7 protein-coding genes are annotated in these 24,632 nt (G+C 46.1%); 6 read left to right on the top strand and 1 reads right to left on the bottom strand.

Annotated features, from left to right (window positions below):
• Nucleotides 1–61: 61 nt before the first annotated feature.
• The 5 genes from F6K53_RS00585 to F6K53_RS00565 all read left to right on the top strand — a co-directional run bounded on the left by F6K53_RS00585 (nt 62) and on the right by F6K53_RS00565 (nt 22,550).
• Nucleotides 62–10,243 (top strand): type I polyketide synthase, encoded by a 10,182-nt coding sequence (locus tag F6K53_RS00585; RefSeq protein ID WP_293070703.1) that lies wholly within the window; start codon nt 62–64, stop codon nt 10,241–10,243.
• On the top strand, nt 10,240–13,296 hold the full coding sequence (locus F6K53_RS00580; RefSeq protein ID WP_293017304.1) for a type I polyketide synthase: 3,057 nt from the start codon (nt 10,240–10,242) through the stop codon (nt 13,294–13,296). The genes F6K53_RS00585 and F6K53_RS00580 overlap by 4 nt, the downstream gene beginning before the upstream one ends.
• A gap of 145 nt (nt 13,297–13,441) precedes the next feature.
• Nucleotides 13,442–20,275: an aminotransferase class III-fold pyridoxal phosphate-dependent enzyme gene (locus F6K53_RS00575; RefSeq protein WP_293017303.1), complete on the top strand. Its 6,834-nt coding sequence runs from the start codon at nt 13,442–13,444 to the stop codon at nt 20,273–20,275.
• On the top strand, nt 20,227–22,290 hold the full coding sequence (locus F6K53_RS00570) for a KR domain-containing protein (protein ID WP_293079592.1): 2,064 nt from the start codon (nt 20,227–20,229) through the stop codon (nt 22,288–22,290). Before F6K53_RS00575 ends, F6K53_RS00570 begins: the two co-directional genes overlap by 49 nt.
• Before the next feature lie 56 nt (nt 22,291–22,346).
• Nucleotides 22,347–22,550 (top strand): hypothetical protein, encoded by a 204-nt coding sequence (locus F6K53_RS00565; protein WP_293079589.1) that lies wholly within the window; start codon nt 22,347–22,349, stop codon nt 22,548–22,550.
• On the opposite strand, the gene F6K53_RS00560 is transcribed toward F6K53_RS00565, so the two are convergent.
• Nucleotides 22,500–24,224: an ABC transporter ATP-binding protein gene (locus F6K53_RS00560; protein WP_293079586.1), complete on the bottom strand. Its 1,725-nt coding sequence runs from the start codon at nt 24,222–24,224 to the stop codon at nt 22,500–22,502. The two genes, F6K53_RS00565 and F6K53_RS00560, sit on opposite strands and share 51 nt — an antisense overlap.
• A 15-nt stretch (nt 24,225–24,239) precedes the next feature.
• Here F6K53_RS00560 and F6K53_RS00555 point away from each other — a divergent pair, with 15 nt between their 5' ends.
• Nucleotides 24,240–24,440 (top strand): hypothetical protein, encoded by a 201-nt coding sequence (locus F6K53_RS00555; RefSeq protein WP_293037657.1) that lies wholly within the window; start codon nt 24,240–24,242, stop codon nt 24,438–24,440.
• Nucleotides 24,441–24,632: the final 192 nt, after the last annotated feature.

Below are 24,632 nucleotides of genomic sequence, written 5' to 3'. Positions count from 1 at the left end.
GCAAAAGGGAAGAGATGGAAAAAGTGAATTGTACTTGACTTGGAGGAAGCTAGAGAAGCAAATGTTAGATCTAATTAACCGCTATGCTCATGGATTTGTGGCTATACCAGTTATTTGGGCATGTAGAGAACGAGGAATATTTGAGTTACTGGCTCAGAAACAGTCACTGTATTTAGAGGAGATAGTAGAGCATTTCCAGGCAAATAGCGGGCATCTGCAGGTAGCCCTTAGACTTCTACAGTCACTAAAAATCCTAGAAAAAAATGATGTGGGGGCTTACTCGTTTGGGGATAGAGGTCAAATTCATAAAAAAATACCTAACGATATGGTCAGCCTCTATAAATTCCCCTTTGATTTGTATTTGAAAGGAGAACATAAAAAGGGAATAGGAAGCTGGATTGAGCGTTCGGAACGACGATGGGATATTAATGATGCCAGGTTAAGTGATTTGATAGATGGAGTATTAGTTGTTCCTATACTGTTAGCCTTGAAAAAAGAGAAGTTAATTGCGGGTAAGTCTGGTTCGCTGTTTTCGGATTTGAAGGATTCGGTAAAGCAAGAATTGACGACTCTGTTTGTTAATTTAGGATGGGCGATCGCGGAAAAGGAAGGTATAAATTTAACGAACGTCGGTCGTTTCATGTCACAGAGGTCTATGAACTTAGGGGTAACAGCATCCTATACTCCGATGTTGTTACAGATAGACGATCTGCTATTTGGGAATCCTCATAAGGTGTTTCAGAGAGATGATGGGGGACATGAAATACATGTCGATAGAACGTTAAACGTAGTGGGTAGTGGTTTTCAACACGAGAAATTTTTTGCGGATACAGAAGAAATTATTATATCTATATTTAATCAACGACCTTTTGAAGAGCAACCTAGCTATGTAGTTGACATGGGTTGCGGCGATGGAACGCTTCTCAAGCGAATTTACAATGTAATTATAGGGAAATCTGCTCGTGGGGAAGTATTAACAAAGTATCCAGTTTATATCGTGGGAGTAGATTACAATCAGGAATCATTGAATGTAACAGATAAAAATTTAGCTGAGATTCCTCATCGGGTTATTCAAGGAGATATTGGAAATCCCGAACGATTATTAGCAGACTTGAAGGCAGAGGGGATAGATCCAGAAAAGGTTTTACATGTCCGCTCATTTTTAGATCACGATCGCCCATTTATTCCTCCGACAGACACGGAAACGGCGGGATCGCGTTCCCGGTTGGATTATCAAGTTGTGGATGTAGACGAAGAGGGAAAACTGATAGCTCCTCACATTGCCGTACAAAGTTTAGTGGAGCATTTAGGAAGATGGTCGAACATTGTGACCAGACATGGATTATTGCTGTTAGAAGTTCACAGTTTAACTGCTTCAGTGGTACAAAAATTCCTAGATGAAAGCGAATCTCTACATTTCGATGCGTGTCAAGCTTTTTCAAAACAACATTTGGTAGAAGCAGATGTTTTTCTAATGGCAGCGGCTGAGGTAGGTCTATTTCCGAAAGCAAAATATTTGAGAAGATATCCAAAGATTTTACCATTTACCCGTATTTCCTTAAACTGCTTTGAGAAGAGAGCCTATAAAATTAGACATCCCTATGCTGAAGATATTGCAGCATTGGTAAATATTGAGAAAAAATGCTGGCCGGAGCATTTACAATTGTCGGTTGGCGAAATTCAGCAACGACTAGAAGAGGGATATAGTAACCATCTGGTCCTGGAAATAGACAGAGAAGTTGTCGGTGTAATTTACACCCAAAGAATAAAAAGCGTTGAAAGCTTAAAATCGGCAAATTTCAAAACTTTGCCAGAACTACACGTAAAGGATGGTCCAGTGCTTCAACTTCTGAGCTTGAATGTAAATCCAGAAAGGCAAGGCTTGGGGTTGGGGGATATGCTACGTCAATTCACCCTTCAATGGGCAGAGTTAAAGGAGGGGATTGAGTGCGTAGCAGGCGTGACTCGTTGCAAGGACTATGCAAATCATTCTCATATTTCAATCAGGGAATATATTGAAAAACGCAATGAAAGAGGTCAAATATTCGATCCAATACCTCGGTTCCATATAGAAGGTGGCGCAACAGTAGTTAGTATTGTCCCTAACTACCGCCCAGAGGATGTGGACAATCAAGGGTTTGGGGTACTGATCAAATACGAACTACAGGAGAAGCTAGAAGCTCCAAAGGCGGAGTGGACGGCAGTTGAGTCTCTGGATAAGCTTGACGATACCGAAAAGCTTGGGGATGTCACGGTTTTAATAGAGCGCTCTATTAAAACTGTGTTGGGGAAAAAACGGATGGAGGCTTTCTCATATAAGCGACCCCTCAGGGAGATGGGTCTCGACTCTTTGGATTTACTAGAGATAAAAAGTCTACTGGAGAAGAAGTTAGAAACTTCGTTGGATTCGACATTTTTCTTCGACTACGGCACGCCAGCAGCGATCGCGGGTTACTTCAACCAGTTAGGACGTGAGATTTCGTTGCCAGATGAAGTATTAACACCGACAAGACCTCGTGGAAGAGACGGGAAGGAAGAGGCGATTGGCCAAAAAGTCAAGACTGGGAGGAAATCGCAGAGGAAAAGCGGTGCTATTCTTCCAGAGGACGGTGTGGCAATAATTGGCATGGCTTGTAGGTTGCCTGGAGGGGTAAATAGTCCCGAGGATTATTGGCAGCTACTTCGGTTGGGCAAGGACGGGATATCGGAAGTGCCTCAAAGTCGGTGGGATGTTAACAGTTACTTTGACCCCGAACCGCAAAAACCAGGCAAAATGGTAAGTCGGTTTGGAGGTTTTATAGACCGGGTGGACTCTTTTGATGCGGGTTTCTTTCATATAGCACCGCGAGAAGCAACCTATACAGACCCACAACACCGTTGCTTGCTTGAGGAAAGTTGGCATGCGCTAGAGTATGCGGGAATAGCTCCCGAATCTCTGGTCGGTAAGCGAGTGGGGGTGTTTGTGGGAATAATGTCCCATGACTACGAACTGCTCTTTGTCAAGCAAACTCAACCTGCTGATTTTGGGGCATACTTTAGTACTGGCAACTCGGCATCGGTGGCAGCGGGTCGTATAGCTTATTTCTACGGACTGCAAGGAACGACTATGTCGGTGGATACGGCTTGCTCGTCTTCGTTAGTAGCGGTTCATCTGGCTTGTCAAAATCTGCTGCATAATGAGTGTCACCTGGCTTTGGCAGGGGGTGTTAATCTGCTGCTTTCTCCGGAATTGAGCATAACTTACTCCCAAGCCAGCATGCTTTCTCAAGATGGTCGTTGCAAAACTTTTGATGCTTCCGCAGATGGCTATGTCCGCAGTGAGGGCTGTGGGGTAGTGGTTCTCAAGCGCTTAAAACAAGCAATAAAAGATGGGGACAATATCTTAGCAATAGTGCGGGGTTCGGCTGTCAACCAGGATGGGGCAAGTAATGGTTTAACGGCACCTAACAGACAGGCTCAGGAAAGTCTGATCAAAAGGGCTTTGTCTGAAGCGCGGGTTTCACCCCACGAAGTGAGCTATGTCGAAGCTCATGGTACGGGAACTTCTTTAGGCGACCCGATCGAGGTCAAAGCTTTAGAAGGGGTTTTCGGCCAAGGGCGATCGCAAAATAACCCCCTAATGATTGGCTCGGTGAAGACGAATATCGGGCATGCAGAGGCAGCCGCAGGTATGGCTGGATTGATAAAAGTGGTTTTGTCACTCCAACACCAGCAGATACCCCCGCACTTGCACTTTAACAAGCTCAATCCCCATATCACGGGAGATGGGTTGCCTTTGGCGATACCTACTTCTCTCTTGGACTGGAAACAGATTGATCGAGAAAAGCCCCGCTTGGCAGGAGTCAGTTCCTTTGGATTTAGCGGCACTAATGCGCATGCGATCGTCCAAGAAGCACCAGTGTTAGCACCGAAGCAGGAGGCCAGACCCGATCGCCCTTGGCATATACTCACAGTTTCGGCAAAGGAAGAAACAGTCCTGGGAGAGTTGGCGGGCAAATATGCAACCTTCTTAGAGGAAAACCCGGAACTGGCTTTGTCGGACATTTGCTTTACCGCAAATACAGGTCGATCGCACCTAAAGCATCGCCTGGCTGTAGTGGGAGAATCATCGGCGGAAGTGATGGAACAGTTGCAGGACTTGCACTCGGAGACAGGGGCGATCGTAGGTCAAGCAGAGGAACGGGTTCCAAAAGTGGCGTTTCTGTTTACGGGACAGGGGTCCCAGTATGTTGGCATGGGACGGGAACTGTACGAAACAGCACCGGTATTCCGTCAGGAACTCGATCGCTGCGAGGTACTGTTGCGAGGCGAGTTGGAATGCCCGCTGCTGGAAGTATTAACCGATGATAGTCAGGATGAGTCGGTACTGCATCAAACTGCTTACACCCAACCAGCTTTGTTTGCCATTGAGTATGCCTTGGCTAAGTTATGGGAATCCTGGGGCATAAAACCGGATGTGGTGATGGGTCACAGTGTGGGAGAATATGTGGCAGCTTGTGTGGCAGGGGTTTTCAGTCTCGAAGATGGTCTGAAATTAATTGCGGCACGGGGCAGGTTGATGCAGCAGTTGCCTGGTGGAGGCGCGATGGTTTCCCTGATGGCTTCTGAGTCCAAGGTACGAGAGGCGATCGCGCCCTACGTAGAGCGAGTAGCGATCGCAGCCATCAACGGACCGAAAAGCATAGTAATTTCTGGGGAGTTGGAAGCAGTAAACCAGATCCTCAGTACCCTAGAATCACAAGGAATCAAAAGCAAACAACTACAGGTGTCCCACGCTTTCCATTCCCCGATGATGGAACCAATGCTGGGTGAGTTTGAAGCCGCAGCTAAAGCAGTAACCTATAGCAAGCCTCAGATAAAACTGATATCTAATGTCAGCGGACGTCAAGTGGAAGATGAAATCACGGAAGCTGCATATTGGACCGGTCATGTTCGACAACCAGTACGGTTTGCTGACAGTATGCAAACTTTGCTGGAGCAAGGATATGAGTTATTCCTAGAAATAGGACCCAAACCCATTCTGTTGGGGATGGGGCGTCAGTGCTTGGGGGAAGATAAGGCAGTATGGTTGCCAACGCTGCGTCCCCCAAAAACAGAATGGCAGCAGATACTTGAAAGTTTGGGACAGCTATATGTGCAGGGATCCCAAATAGATTGGTTTGGGTTTGACACAGAGTACGGGCGTCGGAAAGTCGTAGTTCCTACTTATCCGTTCCAGAGGGAAAGTTATTGGATAGAAAATTTAAATAAATCCCATAAAAAACGGTATGTGTCGAAAAAAAGCCACCCTCTGTTAGGTGAAAGATTAAATTGTGCAGGGGAACAACAAATTTTTGAATCGTACATCGAGGAAAACTATCCAAGCTACCTGAGCCACCACAGAGTATTCAATAAAGCCCTATTTCCGACAACAGCCTACTTGGAAATGGCAGCGTCAGCAGCTCATTACCGATTTAAGACTCCCAGGGTCGTGGTAGAAGATCTAGTAATTGGACGTGGATTGAGTTGGTCTCAAGGGGAACAGTTTTCAGTTCAGACAATACTGACACCATTAGATCAAGAAACATACAAATGGCAAATATTCAGTCAGAAGTCAAGTGCAAGCAAAGAAGGGGAAGTATGGCACCTCCACGGAACAGGGAAAATAAAACCCCTGCCGCCAGAGACAAGCAAAGCGAAAGTAGACATAGAAAAGTACTTGGCTGATTGTAACCAAGCCATAGAAGTAAAACAACATTATCAAAAATGTCGGGAAATAGGGCTTAACTACGGCAGCAGTTTCCAAGGCATTAAAAGTTTGAGTGCTGGCCCAAACCAAGTGCTAGCGCAGATAAAATTACCCGAAGAGCTAGAAGGAGAAGCAAGACAGTATCAGTTTCATCCGGCACTGTTAGATGCAGCGTTGCAGATAACCTATCACCTACTGCCTGAGACAAACAATGACAAAACTTACTTGCCAATAGGGATAGACAAGTTAGAAATACATACTCGTTCGGGAGTAGAGCTGTGGGCGATCGCGTCCCTAACGGAGTCTGAGGTCAAAAGTGCAGAAAGTATCAGCACGCAAGTGACCCTGGTCAGTCAAGAGGGAGAGATAGTTGCGAAAGTAGAAGGGTTGCGAGTAAAACAGGCAACCCCTCAAACGCTACTGGGAACAGAAGCGAAATCTATTGATGACTGTTTGTACGAAGTAGAATGGAGAGCAAAAGGGCGTTTGGGTAGACTGCTCCCAACCTCGGATATGCTGGAACCGGTAGAAATAGAGGAGCAGTTGAGTCAGAGTCTGACAGAATTAGTAGCAACAGTAGACCAGAAAAGATCCTCCCAAAGCGCTGCTAGTTTAGAAGAATTAAGTGTAGAGTACATAGTGCAAGCATTGCTGGAGCTGGACTGGCCGTACTCGGTAGGCGATTGCTTTTCTACAGAGGCAGTTAGCCAAAGGTTAGGTATAGTTCCCAGCCAAAGACGACTATTCAAGCGAATGCTAGAAATAATGGCTTCTGAGGGAATAGTGCAGTATTCCCAGCAGGAGTGGCAAATGCAACAGACCTTAGACCCAGTCCAGCCGGGAGAAAAAATTGAGACTCTAATCAGTCAATATCCGGATGCAGTAGCAGAATTGACTCTACTGAATCGTTGTGCATCTCAACTAAGTGAGGTTTTGCGGGGAACGCAAGATCCAGTGCAGCTGGTATTCCCATCAGGAGATTTTACTACAGCAACACAACTGTATCAAGATACCCCCATAGCTAAAGTGATGAACGCGATCGTGCAGCAGGTGATCGTCAAGTCAATAGAGAAGATCCCGCAACAACGAGGGATAAGGTTGTTAGAAATAGGAGCGGGAACGGGAGGGACGACAAGCTATATATTGCCCCATCTAAATCCAAATCAAACAGAATATCTGTTTACGGATATAGGGAAATTATTTACAAGTAAGGCTCAAGAGAAATTCAAGGAATATCGATTCCTGCGCTATGCAGCATTAGATATTGAGGAGGATCCGACAACTCAAGGATTTGACGCTCATCAATACGACGTGATTATTGCAGCCAATGTTCTTCATGCAACCAGGAGTATGAAGCAGACATTAACAAACGTGCGGAAAATGCTGGCACCAGGGGGCATGTTGGTATTACTGGAAATAACAAGTTGTCAACGATGGCTGGATTTAGTATTCGGATTATTGGAAGGATGGTGGAGATTCCAAGATAGTGAATTGCGACCGGACTATCCGCTGTTGAGTAGAACTACATGGAAGCAATTACTTGGTGAAATGGGTTTTACTCAAGTAGTCACCATGCCGGAAATAGAGGGAATGCCGGAAATATTGTCTCAACAAACGGTGATAGTGGCTCAAGGGTCGAAAACCAGGTTTTCACAAACAGCATCAGAACGCAAAGGTTGGTTGCTGCTAGCAGATAAACAAGGGATAGCCCAAAAGTTAGCAAAGCAACTGCGAGCACAAGGAGACTCTTGTACGTTAGTATTTGCAGATGAGCAATACAAACAAATAACAGCAGAAGAATTTACCATTAACCCCAATAACCCAGAAGATATAGAGCAAGCCATTGCTCAGGTAACCGACAAAAACCCGTTCCTCTATGGAGTGGTTCAATGTTGGACAGCGGAAACGGGAATGGCAGAAAATATGAATGCTGAGGAATTGGCTAATTTATCCTTACTGGGGTGCGGCACCACCTTGTTTTTGGTTCAAGCATTGGTAAAAAGGAAATGGGTCCAAACACCACGGTTGTGGTTAACGACGTCAGGCTCTCAAACACTATCGGGAGATCGAGGGATAATCCCAGGAGTGAGCCAATCTTCAGTCTGGGGAATGGGGAAAGCGATCGGCTTGGAACACCCAGATTTACACTGCACGCTGATAGATTTAGACCCAAACCAGACAGTAGAGCATCAAGCAGATGTACTGTTCCATGAAATTTGGTCAGAGGATATAGAAAACCAGGTGGCATTACGAGGAGACAAACGTTACGTACCTCGGTTAGTTGCAAGTCATCATCGTCAAGCAGCAGCACGACAACTGAAAATTCCATCAGAACCTTTCAGACTGGTAATGTCAGAGAGGGGAAGTTTAGACAACTTAACTTTAGAGCCATTAACCAGGCGTGCTCCAGCAGCAGGGGAAGTAGAAATTAAAGTTAAGGTCACGGGGCTAAATTTCCGAGACGTGCTGATAGCTTTGAATATATATCCGGGAACTCCGATAATGGGCGGAGATTGTGCAGGGGAAATAGTAGCTGTGGGAGCAGGGGTAAAAGAGTTTAAGGTGGGAGACGCGGTGATGGCAATGGCTCTGGGAAGCTTTAGTCAATACATCACCGTTAAGGCGAGCTTAGTCGCCCTCAAACCAGAAAAAATCAGCTTTGCAGAAGCGGCATCGATTCCGGTTAATTTTTTAACAGCATATTATGCTTTGCATCATTTAGCTAAGATTTCAGCAGGTGATCGGGTTTTGATCCATGCCGCTGCAGGAGGAACTGGGATGGCTGCAGTGCAAATTGCCCAGAATGCAGGAGCGGAAGTATTTGCCACTGCTAGTCCACCCAAGTGGGAAACCCTACGACAAATGGGTGTCAAACATGTCATGAACTCTCGCACAGTAGAGTTTGCGGACAAAATAATAGAAAGCACTCAAGGAAAAGGAGTAAACATCGTACTAAACTCTTTGACATCAGGGGAATTTATTAGCAAAAGCCTCTCAGTATTAAGTTCCCAAGGTCGGTTTGTGGAACTGGCGGTTCGAGATATTTGGGAAGCAGAGCAAATGACACGGAATAAGTCAGACATTTCATACTTTCCAGTGGATCTCACCCAAATAGCTCGGGAACAACCAGAGTTAATCCAATCAATGTTCCAGCAGTTAATAGAAAAGTTCGAGCGAAGTTGGCTAAAACCACCACCATTAAAGTTATTCCCCATAGAGTCTGCCCTCGAAGCATTCCGTTACATGCAACAAGCCAAACATATTGGCAAGATTGTGGTAACTCAAACAGAACAACCAGGGGTAGACACCAAGGAAAAGCCTTTAACTTTCCGTGGAGATGCAAGCTACTTGATTACAGGAGGTATGGGCGGTTTAGGTTTACTGGTTTCCCGTTGGATGGTGTCCAAGGGAGCCAAGCATTTAGTATTGGTAGGACGCAGGACACCGGATGCTGCTGCGAGGAAGAAAATAACTGAGTTAGAAAAAGCAGGAGCATCGGTGGTAGTAGAAAAAGCAGACGTGTCAGATTTAGAATCTATGACAAGAGTGCTCTACAATATAGAGCAGTCAAAGATTCCTTTAGCAGGGGTGATCCATGCGCCAGGGATTTTATCAGATGGAGTTCTTCAAAACCAGACTTGGCAGAGTTTTGCTAAGGTGATGGCTCCGAAAGTGCAAGGGAGTTGGCATTTGCATAAATTGACCCAACACCAACCATTGGACTTTTTTGTACTATTTTCTTCTACAGCATCTCTTTTAGGTTCAACCGGTCAAGGAAATCATTCGGCAGCGAATTCGTTTCTAGATGGTTTAGCCCATTATCGTCGTAGTATGGGGTTACCGGGGTTGAGTATACATTGGGGTACGATTTCTCAAATAGGAAAAGCAGCAGAACGCGGTGCAGATATAAGTTTTCAGCAGCAAGGTATCCAACCAATCGCGCCACAACGGGTTCTAGAGTCACTAGAGTTACTAATGAGTGGTGCCAGTGTGGAAGTAGCGGTAGTGCAGATGGACTGGTCTGCTTGGCAAGACCGAATGGCACAATGGCCGTTTTTGGCAGATTGGAAACAAACAGCTATGACAACTGCCGAGACCGTGAAATTAGGGTTGATACAGCAGTTGAAAGAGGTGGTTTCCAGCCAACGAAGAGAGATGTTAGTAGAGCTTGTGCGCAGTCAAGTAGGCCGAGTGCTAGGAATAAAGCATCCAGAATCAATTTCATTAGAAAAAGGCTTTTTTAGTATGGGAATGGATTCATTGACATCGGTAGAGTTGAGGAATAGGTTGCAAACAAGTTTGGAATGTGGTCTGCCATCAACGCTATCTTTCGACTATCCGACAGTTAATAAGCTAGTAGATTATTTGCTTAAGCATGTACTGGTTGAAAGAGATCTGGGATTAGATGATGGCGAAGTCTCAGAGGAGGACAAGGGAGATTTGGTTATAAAATTGGAACAGACTGCTAAAAAATTGGCAGAACAATTAGGTGCAGATTGGGAGGATATGACATGAGCAATAACCAGGAACAAGGCTACGCCAAGCTAATGGAAATGGCCTCTAAGAAGATTGCTAAGTTAGAAGCCGAACTAGAGGCAGTAAAAGGTAGGGACAAAGCAGAACCGATCGCGATTGTTGGGATAGGTTGTCGCTTCCCCGGAGGTGCATCGACTCCAAAGAAATTCTGGGAACTATTGGAAAACGGAGTAGATGCCATCACTGAAGTGCCAAAAGACAGATGGAATGTTGACGATCTGTACGACCCGGATCCGACAACTCCTGGCAAAATATGTACTCGTTATGGAGGGTTTATCGATGGCGTGCAGGAGTTTGATGCTGATTTTTTTAGCCTGACTCCTAAGGAAACGATAAGTCTAGACCCTCAACAAAGAATATTATTAGAAGTAACTTGGGAAGCTATAGAAAATTATGGGAAAAATCCCGAAGAATTGAAGGGGAGCAAAGCGGGCGTATTTATTGGTATATGTAGTAATGAATACATGCAACGTGTAGTCAGTCAAGGTAAGGAAAAAATTGATGCCTATATGGGTACCGGGAATATCAACAGCGCAGCAGCTGGGCGAATTTCCTATACTTTAGACCTGGTTGGACCTTGTTTTGCCGTAAATACAGCTTGTTCATCTTCTTTGGTAGCCATTCATTTAGCCTGCGCTAGTTTGAGAAATAAAGAGTGCAATCTAGCATTGGCTGGGGGAGTGAATCAATTGGTTTCTCCAGAGTTGAGTATTAACTTTTCTAAGGCTCAGATGCTATCGCCAGATGGTCGGTCCAAGACTTTTGATGCTTCTGCCAATGGGTTCGTCCGTGGTGAAGGATGCGGGATGATTGTACTCAAACGTTTGTCAGAAGCAGTAGCTGATGATGATAATATCCTGGCGGTTATTCGCGGAACAGCTATTAATCAAGATGGTTATAGCAGTGGTTTGACGGTACCTAAAGGTCCTTCTCAGCAAGCAGTTATTCGTCAAGCTTTGGAAAATGGGGGAGTAGACCCGGGAAATGTCAGTTATATCGAAGCTCATGGTACAGGAACTTCCTTGGGAGACCCCATTGAAATAGGAGCGATCGGAACCGTATTTGAAAAAAACCACTCTCAAGAACGACCTTTGCTCGTCGGTGCAGTTAAGACGAACATTGGTCACTTGGAGGGGGCTGCAGGCGTAGCAGGTTTGATTAAAGTAGTCCTGCAATTACAACATCAAAAAATAGCGCCTTTACTGCATCTGAAAAAGCTGAATCCTTATATTAATTGGTCAGAATTACCAGTAAAAGTACCGATCCAGATCATGCCTTGGCAAACGAATGGAACTCGCATTGCCGGTGTTAGTTCCTTTGGTTTTAGCGGCACAAATGCTCATGTAGTCTTGGAAGAAGCACCGCTACTCGAAAGGCAAAAGTCAAAAGGCAAAAGTAGCGAAGACATAACAGAACGCTCTTTCCATCTATTAACGCTGTCGGGGAAAAAGTCAACAGCACTTCGGGAGTTAGTCCTTCGTTATCAAAAATATCTAGCAGAACGAAGCAATGCTGAGAAAGAAGAGTTGGATAACATTTGCTATACAGCGAACGCAGGACGCGCCCATTTCAACCACAGACTAGCAGTCATAGCCTCTAACGAACGAGAATTAGCGGCCAAACTGGGAGAGTACCAAAAGGGACAGGAAGTAGCGGGAATATCGTCGGGGGAATTTTCCGGCGAGGCAGCACCGAAAATAGCCTTTTTATTCACCGGTCAAGGTGCTCAATATGTCAACATGGGCAGGCAATTGTACGAGACGCAGCCGTTATTTAAAAAGACTGTAGACCAGTGTGCCGAAAAGCTTTCATCCTACATGGACAGACCAATATTGGAAGTTCTCTACGGATCGGAAACAGACGAGTCGGTTTTGGAACAGACGGCTTACACTCAACCAGCTCTATTTGTTATAGAATACGCTCTATGCAAACTATGGCAATCTTGGGGTATCGAACCGGATGCAGTCATGGGTCACAGCGTGGGTGAATATGTAGCTGCAACTGTGGCGGGAATTTGGAGTTTGGATGATGGTCTCAAACTCATTGCAACCAGGGGACGGTTGATGCAACAGTTGCCCCCAGGTGGCGTGATGGTTGCAGTCATGGCGTCAGAGTCCCAGGTGCGAGAAGCGATCGCATTTTGTAGTAAGCACTTTAGTGCTTCTGTTAGTGCTTCTGTTGGTAGTAAACACTTTAGTGTTTCAATCGCAGCGATCAACGGACCCCAAAGTGTGGTAATATCTGGGGAGGCAGAGAAAGTAAAGTATTTACTACAAACATTAGAAGCTGGAGGAATCCAAACAAAGCAACTGCAAGTATCCCACGCTTTTCATTCACCGTTAATGGAACCCATGTTGGCCGAGTTTGAAGCAGTGGCGAAGCAAATAACCTACAGTCAAGGGCGGATCCCAATAATATCTAACGTCACGGGAGGTAAAGCAGACAATAGCATTGCTACGAGTAAATATTGGGTAAATCACGTGCGCCAACCAGTCAGGTTTTCGCAAAGTATGGAAGCTTTGAGGCAAATGGATCTATTCCTGGAAATAGGACCCAAACCAATATTATTGGGTATGGGAAGGCGATGTTTGCCGGAAGGTGTAGGAGTGTGGTTGCCTTCATTGCGTCCGGGTATGGATGAATGGCAGCAGATGCTATCGAGTCTCGGTGAACTATACGTGCGAGGGGTGAAGGTTGATTGGTTTGGTTTTGACAAAGACTATCTAGGGCGGCGCAAAGTCTCTCTCCCCACCTATCCCTTCCAGCGACAACGCTACTGGGTAGATGAGACTCGCTTTGATAGACCACATCTGCTAGAGGAATCTAATAACGAATCTTCAGAAATAGAAATAGAGCAAATCATCACCCAACAGGAAGAATATAATAACGGATGTTCAGAAACAGAAATAGAGGAAATTATCATCCAGGATGAATATGATGATAACGGATGTCCAGAAACAGAAATAAAAAAAATTATCACCCAACAGATAGAGATTATGTATCAACATCTAGATTTATTGCACGCAGAATAAAGCCATTATTTGGGTTGGGAACTACAACCTATCTCAAAGGAAAAATTTTGCTCAACGAGTATCAGGTAATTTCATAAAATAAATAAATTTTATTTATTTATTTTAAATCGCCATACATACATAATAGTTAATAATAGTTAAAGCCATGTCAGAACAACATCTCAAAAGCGATATTCAGGCAATACTTAAGGAAATTTTTGCCCCCTTAATTGTGGGTAAAAGCGCAGAGGAATTAGACTCCCATGCCAACATTTTCCAGATGGGACTGGAGTCGATTGCCTTTGTAGAAATCGCAGGAGCAATTAAAGCAAAACTAGGAGTGAATATTTCACTTCGCTCGATGTTGGAGAATAATTCCACTATCAATGACTTGTCTGAGTACATCGCCGAAAAAATGCCCGAAGCCACGCGATTATCCTGGGCACGGACAAAACCCGAGTCTTTATCTTTAGAAAAACAAGAGAAGCCAAGTAAAAATGGCGGTGCTGCTAGCAGGGCTCTAGCGAAACAGATATCGGAGCCATTAACTTCTCACGGACCATTAACTTCTCAAACGGCGATCGAACGGGTTGTGAGCCAGCAGCTTCAGCTGATGTCCAAACACCTAGAATTGCTACGCAACGGTTCTTCGGGGAATACCCCAACTCAGGCACGACTGCCTTCCCAACCCTCTAGCAACAAACAAAAGAGCCTACAGAAGCAGAGCCTAGAGTTGGAAACGGGTCGTCCAGAGAGCATAAAACTGTCCCCAAAAACCGAGAAATCAGAAGGTGCAGGGTTAGTCGAAGCGCCTGACTTTATACCTAATCCAGCCTTTATAGCGACTCGCTTGCAACCCGAGGTGCAGGAACTGGTGGTGGAAAACAAAAAGTTACACCATTACATCACCCAACTGGTACCACAACTGGAACAGGTGAGTCTGACCTTTATAATCCAAGCACTAAGGAATCTGGGTTGGTCTTATCAGGTGGGAGAGTCTATTAGTTTAGCTACGGTGGCTCAACGGTTGGGAGTTGTGCCCCAACATCAGCGGTTGTTGGTTCGATTGCTACAGATTTTATCATCGGAAGGAATCCTCAAACCACATCAGGGTCAATGGCAGGTACTGCAACCGTTGCCGACGTGTGATGACCCTGCCCTACAGAATAGTCCTGCTCTGCAGCAGCTGCCAGAATGGCAGTTATTGTATCGCTGTGGCTCCCAGCTCAGTTCAGTGTTGCGAGGAGCAGTGGATCCGGTGAAATTGATGTTTCCTGCTTGGGACACGAGCACCGCTACCCAACTGTATCAAGATTCTCCAAGGGCTCAGGTGTTCAACAAGCTAGTGCAGCAGGTGGTAACCACGGCAGTGGCAGGGGCTCCCCAGCAAAGGGAACTGCGGATCTTGGAAATTGGTGCTGGGACAGGGGGCACCACCAGTTACCTCTTACCCCATCTGCCAGAGGATCGAACTCAATATTGTTTTACCGATGTGGGAGATCTGTTCACTGCATTGGCTCAGGAGCGTTTTGGGGACTATCGGTTTGTGGAGTATCAAGCTCTCGATATTGAACAAGACCCCAGCTTGCAGGGATTTGAGCCTCATTGCCAAGATGTGGTGATAGCAGCAAATGTGTTGCATGCCACGCAGAACATGAGGCAGACCTTGGCGAATGTGAGGCAGTTGTTAGCACCAGGGGGAGTCTTAGTGCTTTTAGAGGGAACCCATCGACAACGGTGGGTTGACCTAACATTTGGGTTGTTAAAGGGATGGTGGCGATTTGCGGATGTGGATCTGCGATCGGATCACCCCCTGATCGATAAAAGGCAATGGCTGCAGCTTTTGCAGGAGAGTGGTTTTAGTTCGGTAGCGATACTGCCAGATGTTGAAGCAGACGATAACCTGGGACAGGTGGTGATACTGGCTCAAGTAAGTGGGTCTAGTTCCTCCAAGCTGGTGTCTAAACAGGGAACCAAGAAATCAGAAGGTGCAGGCTTCACTGTCCAGCAGCAACAACATTTGGATGGCTTAATAGCTCGAGTAGTCCAACGCACCCAAGAATCAAAACAATTGACCCAAGCTGCTCGTAAAGTATTAGCTAATCCTAGGGCAGCCAAATGGTTCGATAGCTCTATCAAGGAGATGATATATCCCCTCCACATTCAGCGCGGAGCTGGTGCGAGAATCTGGGATGTTGATGGCAATGAGTATATAGACCTGACCATGGGGTTTGGTCCGCTCTTATTTGGTCATTCGCCACCTTTTGTTATCGAGGCTATCCAAGAGCACATTCAACGAGGGCTCCAAAATGGTCCGCAACCGCATCTTATAAGCAAAGTTGCCGAGTTAATGTGCGAGCTAACTGGTCAAGAGCGGGTTTGCTTTTGCAACTCAGGCACCGAAGCAGTGATGGGAGCAATCAGGATAGCCAGAGCCACTACAGGACGCACTAAAATTGCTTTTTTTGCTAATTCTTATCACGGACATTCAGACGAGCTGTTGGTCGGCAAAATAGATAATCAAGACGGAACATCCCGTACCATTCCAGCTTTTCTAGGAGTTCCAAAGCATAAGGCAGAACAAGTCATAATGCTTGACTACGGAAATCCCAAATCTCTGGATATTATCAAAGCTCATGCCCACGAGTTGGCAGCTGTTTTAGTAGAGCCAGTACAGAGTCGTAAGCCGGATTTACAACCCCGAGAGTTCCTGCACCAGCTCAGAGAATTAACCCTCTCAACGGGAGTTGCATTGATTATAGATGAGGTAATTACAGGTTTTCGGATGCACCCCGGCGGCATCCAGGCATTGTGGGGGATTAAAGCTGATATTACTGCCTATGGCAAGGCCTTGGGAGCTGGACTGCCCATTGGAGCAGTAGCTGGTAAGGCTAGTTTTATGGACGCATTGGACGGTGGATTTTGGAGTTATGGAGATCAGTCTTCTCCCTCCCCAGACGTCACGTTTTTTGCAGGCACCTTTTTCAAGAATCCCCTTGTAATGAGTGTTGTATGGGCAGTTCTCAACCACATCAAAGACCAAGGACCCCAACTGCAAGCGGAGTTAACAAAGAAAACCACGAAATTAGCCAACCATCTCAATGATTACTTCAGGGAAAAGCAGTTGCCAATTCAGGTAGTTCATTTCGGGTCATTGTTCCGGTTTACTTACCCGGAGCACCTCTGGATGAATTTGCTTTTTTATCATTTGCTGGAGCGAGGGATTTACGTGGCGGAAGTGCGCAACCTGCTTTTGTCTACGGCTCATACCGATGAAGATATCGAACAGATTATTCGGGCGGTAAAAGCAAGTATAGAAGATATGCAAGCAGGGGGATTTTTACCGAGTTCGCCATCTAAGCTAAGTAAGCCGAGTGATGAAGACAAAAAAGAGGTTCAGCTACCCCTTACAGAACCCCAAAAAGCAGTCTGGATGGCCTCTAAAATAGCAGAGGGAGCATCCAAAGCTTACAACGAATCGATGGTGATTCACTTGCGGGGCCAGTTGAATTTGGAGGTGATGGGCAAGGCAGTCAGGGAATTGGTCAATCGTCACGAAGCCCTCAGAAGCACTTTTAGCCCAACGGGAGATTACCAGCGGATTGCTCCGAGCGGGGGCTTAGATATTCCTCTGGTGGACTTTTCTGGTTTAGATAATGACTTGCGCGATCCAGAAGTATCCCAGTTTTTGGTGCAAGAAGCCGGAAAAACTTTTGATTTTGAAGTCGGTCCTTTGTTCCGCCCTTTGGTTGTAAAGCTCTCGGAAGAACACCATATTTTGGTTCTAACTTTTCATCACCTGGTTGTTGATGGTTGGTCCATGGAAATTTTGTTTCGAGAACTGGGTGTAATTTATTCAGCGCAGTGCCAAGGGGTTTCCTACGATCTGCCGGAACCCATGCAATATAGCAAGTACGTTCGACGGATTGAGGCTCGGCGGCAAAGTCCGGAAATGGCCTCTGCGGAGGCTTATTGGTTGCAGCAATTTGCTGATTCCGTTCCTGTACTGGATTTGCCCACCGATCGCCAGAGACCATTGGTCAATCGATACAGGGGCGATCGCAAAACTCTGAAACTGGGTAAATCTCTGTGCGATCGCCTCAAAAGCCTGAGTGGGCAATGTCAATGCACCCTGTTTACAACGCTGCTAGCTGGATTTATCTTGTTGCTACATCGGTTGAGCGATCAGAACGACATTGTTGTAGGCATTCCCACAGCAGGACAACTGTCTGCAGGTTGTGAATATATGGTGGGTCACTGTGCCGATCTCTTGCCATTGCGCGTGAAGGTGGGTTCCGATCCGAAGTTTAAAGACTATGCTAGTACGGTCAAAAAGGTGTTTTTGAATGGTTACGACCATCAAATTTATCCTTTTATCGACTTAAGTCAAAAGTTACAGCTACCGCGCGTTCTGAGTCGAACTACCCTAATTGGAACTACATTTAATTTAAACAAAATTAGCGCCGATCCAGAATTTTGGGGTCTGGAAGTTGAATTGGCACCGAATCATGGGAAGGGAGCTAAGTTTGATCTGGTTTTCGATATTTTTCAGACAAACAGCGAGCTGATTGTGATGTGCGATTACAATAGCGATCTATTCGACTCCCAAACAATTCGGCTCTGGCTGGGTCATTTCCAAACTTTATTATTGGGCGCAGCCGCAAATCCAGAGGCACCACTGTCACAGTTGCCTCTCTCCACAGAACCAGAAGGTCGAGAATTGCTGAAGGAGTGGAATGACGCATATGCCGACTATGCCCAGGATATGTCCATCCACCAGTTGTTTGAGCACCAGGACAAGCGCACCCCCGAAGCAAATGGAGGTTACGTACCGTTAGACCCAGATTATCCCAGCAACCCTATCGGTAATATCTTAGAGGATTCACAGGCCGAAATGCTGTTAACTCAAGAGCCTCTAGCAACAAAACTGAACACTCCTGAACAGGAAATTCTTCAGGCGATCTGGTGCGAAGTGCTTGGGTTAGAGTCGGTCAGTTTGCATGAGGACTTCTTTGAAATCGGCGGGCACTCCCTCCGAGCAACCCAAGCTATCTTTCGTATTCGTAAAGTATTCTCGGTCGAACTGCAATTATCAGCTCTGTTTGAAGCTCGAACAATAGCACAACTGAGTGACCGGATCGCAGCTATGCGCCGTGCTCCTGCCGAGGTCCTACCCCAGATTTTTCCCGTTTCGCGAGAGGGCGATGTACCCCTCTCCTTTGCTCAAGGACGTCTTTGGTTTCTTAACAATTTCGCTCCGGGCAACCCAGCTTACAACATTCCGATCGCCTATCGCATTGAAGGATTCCTTAATGAGGAGATCTTAGCAAATGCCCTAAATACCATTGTTGAGCGTCAAGAATCGCTACGTACCAGTTTCCCTGTTGTCAATGGCTATCCAGTGCAAAGGATAGAGACATCGGTGGAAGTAGGGCTTAACATTATTGACCTCACAGGTATGGGGGATAGTGAGACCCAAACAAAAATTGTAGAGATAGCGAAGACCGAATATCTCTGGCATTTCGATCTCAACAACGGACCACTTTTTCGCTTTACACTGGTTCGACTCACAGATGAGGAACGCATTTTCTTCGTCAATCTGCATCATATCATAGCCGACGGGTGGTCGATTGGGGTGTTTAACCGCGAACTTGGTCAGTACTACCATGCAGCTACAACAGCAGAGGCGTTGCACCTTCCTGAACTGCCAATTCGTTACACTGATTTCACTGTAGGTCAGCAGGCCTGGCTACAGGGTAAGGTACGGGAGAGTCAGCTGGCTTACTGGAAAGACCAATTAGCAGGACTTGTTCCCTTACAATTGCCTAAAGATTATCCACGTCCAGCGGTTCAAAGCTTTGTTGGTAAAGCGGTGCAGTTTGGCCTTAAGCCCGAGATAACAACATCTCTCCAAAGGCTAAGTCGTGATCACGGTGTAACTCTCTTCATGACTTTGGTAGCGGCCTTTTTCCTTCTGCTCTATCGATACTCAGGTCAGGAAGACCTAGCCATTGCAACACCAATTGCCAACCGCAACCGCCGTGAAATCGAGCATCTCATTGGCTTCTTCGTCAACACGCTAATACTTCGTTGCCACGTTTCTGGAGACATGACTTTAACAGATTTGTTGCAACAGGTACGCCAGGTCTCGCTTTCAGCTTATGCACGCCAGGACTTTCCTTTTGAGCAAGTGGTTGAGGCTCTTGCCCCAGAAAGAGACAGCAGCCAAAATCCGCTAGTGCAAGTAATTTTTGCTCTTCAGAACGCGCCAATGGAGCCACCAATCTTGCCAGGTCTCAATGTCGCATTGGAAACCTTTGAAGAATACACTGCACGCTTTGATCTGGAGATACATTTGTTCCAGGTTGAAGATGGATTAACTGGCTATATAGTTTACAACACCGATCTGTTTAAGTCATCAACAATCGAGGGATTAACAAATAACTTTGTAACTCTGCTGCAATCTCTAAGCATCGATTCGAGTCAAAGTATTCAGCAGGTGCCAATCCTAGAGGCGTCTGAACAGATGGAACTGATAGGTGCGGGGCTTAACAATTTCCAGATTCCATACCCACGCGAGAAGACAGTCCACGAATTATTTGAAATCAAAGCTAAAGAAAAAGCAGAAGCAGTTGCACTAATATATGGCCAACAGATACTTTCCTACGAGGCACTGAACGTCAAGGCCAATCAGCTGGCTCGATATTTGAAAACCCTGGGTGTGAAACCAGAAATGCCGATCGGGATCTACCTTGAACGTGGAATCGACAGCATTATTGCCCAACTTGCAATTCTTAAGGCTGGTGCATGCTATGTTCCTCTCAACCCAGAAGATCCAGCAGCCCGAATCCGTTTTATCGTGCAAGATACAGAGCTTGAGATCATTATTACTGACAGTAAAACCTCGCAACTGCTGCCTGCAAAATTGAACAACGTGGCACCAGAGCTAGTTTGCCTCGACCGATCTCAAGCAATCATTATGGCTCAAGAGGAGGACTGAACTCTTGGAGTCAACAGCCATCCTCTCAGGCAACTTCCCAATTTTCCCTGACCCCGGAACAATTACCGATTTATCTCGGACCGACGGTTCTTGTGGATGACTCTCCTGGAATTGAGGTTTTCAGCGTCGGATGCCTTCCTCAGGACAGTGAAGAAGTCATCGGTCATATTCTGGCTCAGGCTTGGTGTGGAGGCAGTTCCATTGATTGGGCTGCTTTCCAGGGTGACGCAGCCCCAAGGCGAGTGCCTCTTCCCACCTATCCCTTCGATCGCCAACGCTATTGGGCTAAACCGGCTGGTCCGATTGTTGCTAAATCGGTTCCTACTCCCATAGCAAAACCGATTACCCCTTTCCCCCTATCCAAACAGCCTGATCTGGGAGGATGGTTCTATCGGCCTCACTGGGAGCAGAAGCTGCCCTTAGCCCCTGTTAGCCCTGCTACCATCGCCCAACGGGGAGAGTTCTGGTTGCTGTTTTTGGATGATTGCAGCATTGGAGAGGGTTTCGCCCGATATCTGCGGGAAGCTGAAATCGGGGTGGCTACGGTAAAACTTCAACCAGGTGCTGAATTTAAAGCCCTCTCAGATTGGGACTATTGCCTGAACCCCGATAGAGCCCAACACTATCGGGATCTGTTCCAAATTTTGGAGCAACGTCATAGCACCCCTCAACAGATTTGCCACTTTGGGTCTGTTACTGCTCCTGAAACAGAACCCAACCCAGAGGTTGTCTTTAACTCCCTCCTTTTTTTGGTACAAGCATTAGGTCCCCAAGCAACAGCAAATTTAACTATTATATCCACAAATCTTCATGGAATTGAACCAAGCGATCTACCTTGTCCAGCTAAAGCACTTCTTCTTGGTCCTGCCCTAGTCATTCCCCAAGAATATGCCAAAATCAACTGCCGCAGTCTTGATATAGAGCTACCAAAAAACCAACTTCAGAGACAAAACCTTCTCGATCGGATTTTGGCGGAAGCGGTTGCCCCTGAGGAGGATGCAGTCATTGCCTATCGGGAAGAAACTCGGTTGGCACGAACCTACAAATCGCTGCAGCTCCCAGAGAGCAGCAACGATCGAACCGAACCCCGACTGAGACAGGGTGGGGTTTACCTGATTGCAGGAGGACTAGGGGGAGTTGGACTTACCCTGGCTACCTTCCTGGCAAAGTACTACGCAGGGAAAATTGCTCTCCTCACCCGCTCGTCATTTCCTGATCGGGATTCCTGGGAAGGAATTTTGAAGCAGAAGCGGTTGCCGGATTTAAGTTCCTCGATTGAGGAATTGCGAAAGGTTGAAGCTAAGCTTTCTGATCAACTAGCTATTGCAGCAATCTCCGATTATCCAGGATTGACCGAAAAATTAACGGACTTGTGCTGCGCCCATGGGTTCAATTATGTAAAGACTGCCTTTGTACAAACCGATTCTTCCCAAAGTCTTTCGTATAAAGCTATTTTGGAAAGCCTAAGGGTTTTGCCGGAGTTAGAGGGATGCGTTCTTTATATCCTCGACTTACTAATGGCAGCAGAAATTATTAGCTATAAGGATGGTCTCTATTACCTCGGAGCTAAGGCAGATCGGGTCAAGGAACCCGAAGAGCTAAGTGCAAACCTGCGTCGTCATTATCCAGATTTTCGGGGTTTGGTTGAACTCTTAGACCATTGTGCGATCCATTACTCTGCTGCCTTGACTGGAAAGATTCCGGCTATTAGCGTGCTTTACCCTGAAGGACGCTCCGACTTTTTAGCCAAAACCATGGAAAACACCATTGAACACAGTAGGGAACCCATCTATCGTCAGGTGGCAGCAGAATTGGTAGCCAAGCTGGCTTCCCAGCAGCAAGGGCGTCCTCTACGCATTCTCGAAGTGGGTGCAGGCAATGGCTTGCTTACCGAGGTAGTAGCCTCAGCTTTGAAGCAGTTAGAGGGGGTTGAGTGCGAGTACTGGGCTACGGATATCAGTTACGGTCGATGTCCCCTATTAAGGGGAGCACCTCCGCTTCAGAACTGGGCGTGAGACTTTCACCTCACCCAGCTCCTGGGTAAACTCAGTCTTTTGACCGGCCTTTCGGCATGCTCCAGTGTATTCCCGATTCCCGATTCCCGATTCCCGATTCCCGATTCCCGATTCCCGATTCCCGATTCCCGATTCCCGATTCCCGATTCCCGATTCCCGATTCCCGATTCCCGATTCCCGATTCCCGATTCCCGATTATATTTACTAGATCAATTAAATTGCTGAGCATAAAACCGAGCATAACGACCACCTTTATCTAACAGTCCCTCATGGTTTCCGGATTCAACAATTCGTCCTTGTTCTACTACCAGAATCCGGTCAGCACGGCGCACTGTTGCTAATCGGTGAGCAATAATAAAAACAGTGCGGTCTTTCATAATCCGTTCTAAGGCTTCTTGTACCAAGGCTTCTGATTCTGAGTCTAAAGCGGAGGTGGCTTCATCGAGAATCAAGATTCTAGGATCGAGCAGTACCGCTCGTGCGATCGCAATCCGTTGTCGTTGCCCTCCCGATAAATTAATTCCCCTCTCCCCTACCCAAGTGTGATATCCTTGGGATAGTTTAATAATGAACTGGTGAGCATTGGCAATCTTAGCCGCTTCCTGAACAGCTTTAAAGTCAGGTTTTAACTGACCAAAGGCAATATTTTGAGCAATAGTACCTGAAAAGAGAGTAGTATCTTGGGGGACAATGCCAATCTGACGCCGTAGACTATTGAGGGTAATATCTTGGATATTGATCCCATCAATCAGGATTTCTCCAGATTGCGGATCATAGAAGCGAGGCAGGAGATTAACCAAAGTAGTTTTACCAGCACCCGAAGCGCCTACTAATGCGATCGCCTCTCCCGCAGCAATTTCTAAATTCAAATTTCTCAGTACAGGCTCACCAGGTTGATAACCAAAGCTGACATTACAGTATTCCACCCTACCCGTTGCTGGGGGTAAAACTATAGCGCTTGGTTTTTCGATTACCGTTGGCTCAAGGGCAAATAGTTCAAAGATGCGGTCTATCGATGCTTCTCCCTGTTTGAACTCATTATAGTTTTGGGTTAAGATATTGATCGGATCAATCAACATGGCAACACCGATACCGTAACTGACAAACTTGGAAGCAGTGAGGTTACCCTCAGCAATTTGCCATGCTCCCAACAATAATAGTAACAAGAAGCACAAGGCTTCGAGAAAACCAACTATTGGAAACTGAATTGCTCTGAGGCGTTCAGCAGCATACTTGGCTTTGCGGTTGTTTTCTGCTTCTTGACTAAATTTTTCCAGGGTATAGTCTTCTGCGGCAAAAGCTTGGATTAAGCGAATCCCGCTAAACACTTCCGTCAGCATTGCGGACAAATCCGATATCCGATTTTGGCTGCGATGGGAGAATTTACGGATCTGTTCCCCAAACCAACCAATCAACAAGCCCATCAATGGTGCAATAATTACTATGGCTAGGGTCAGTTCTGGATTAATATAGATGACAGCAGTTAGTACTACAATCAGTTGCAAGACACAAGGAATAAAATCACGAACAATTTTGTAAATCACCTCCCCAATCCGATCGAGGTCTTCCGTGAGTCGGTAGGTAAGGTCACCAGTTCTAGCAGCTTCAAAGTAACCAATACTGAGGCGCTGCAAATGGTTAAAAACGTTTTGGCGTAAATGGAGGGCAATCTGTAGTGAAGCTTTTGCTGATAGGGTATATAAACAGTACTGCGCTATTTTCTGGGTCAGAAACACAACAGCAGCTAACCCAGCTAGCTGAAGACTCCTGACCAGTTTTCCCTGTCCGACCACATCAAAAAAGGGCTCAGATAGCCAAAGGAGTAGGGGCCAGCAGACAGTGAATACTAATGTAGAAACCAATGTCTGGGCCAGAGTTAAGCGTTGGGAACGAAGGTAAGGTCGCAGTTGCCAGTAACTAGAGTGGGGTTTCAAGTGTCAATCGGGAGAATGATGGCTTCTGTTTTAACCTATCACTTACGGTTAGCTGATGGTGATAAGTCCCGGATTTGCCCAGGCAATGCCCATCCTACAGACTACAGACTTCCCAAAATGCGATTGACCTACGGTCACGCTACGCGATCGCACTACGTTCTGTGTGACCATGACCATTATTGTGATATCCTGATCATTGGTTGGTATTCAAAGTAAGAACTACTGTGCCCTTAAGAATAATAATTTTATCTGTCTTCGAGCTTCAAGCCCCAAAAAGCATTTCACTCTCAGGTAAATCAGGATGTGATTAAACCACTGCACAACACCATAGAAGCATTTAAGACCAGATAATATGGATTTCCCAGGTTAAATAAATTTGGGCGTTATCAATCATTTTTGTCCCTCCAG

This window comes from Moorena sp. SIO4A1 (genome assembly GCF_010672065.1).
Taxonomy (GTDB): Bacteria; Cyanobacteriota; Cyanobacteriia; order Cyanobacteriales; family Coleofasciculaceae; genus Moorena.
The sequence above is the reverse complement of the archived record's forward strand: the minus strand, read 5'-3'. Positions and strand labels throughout refer to the sequence as shown.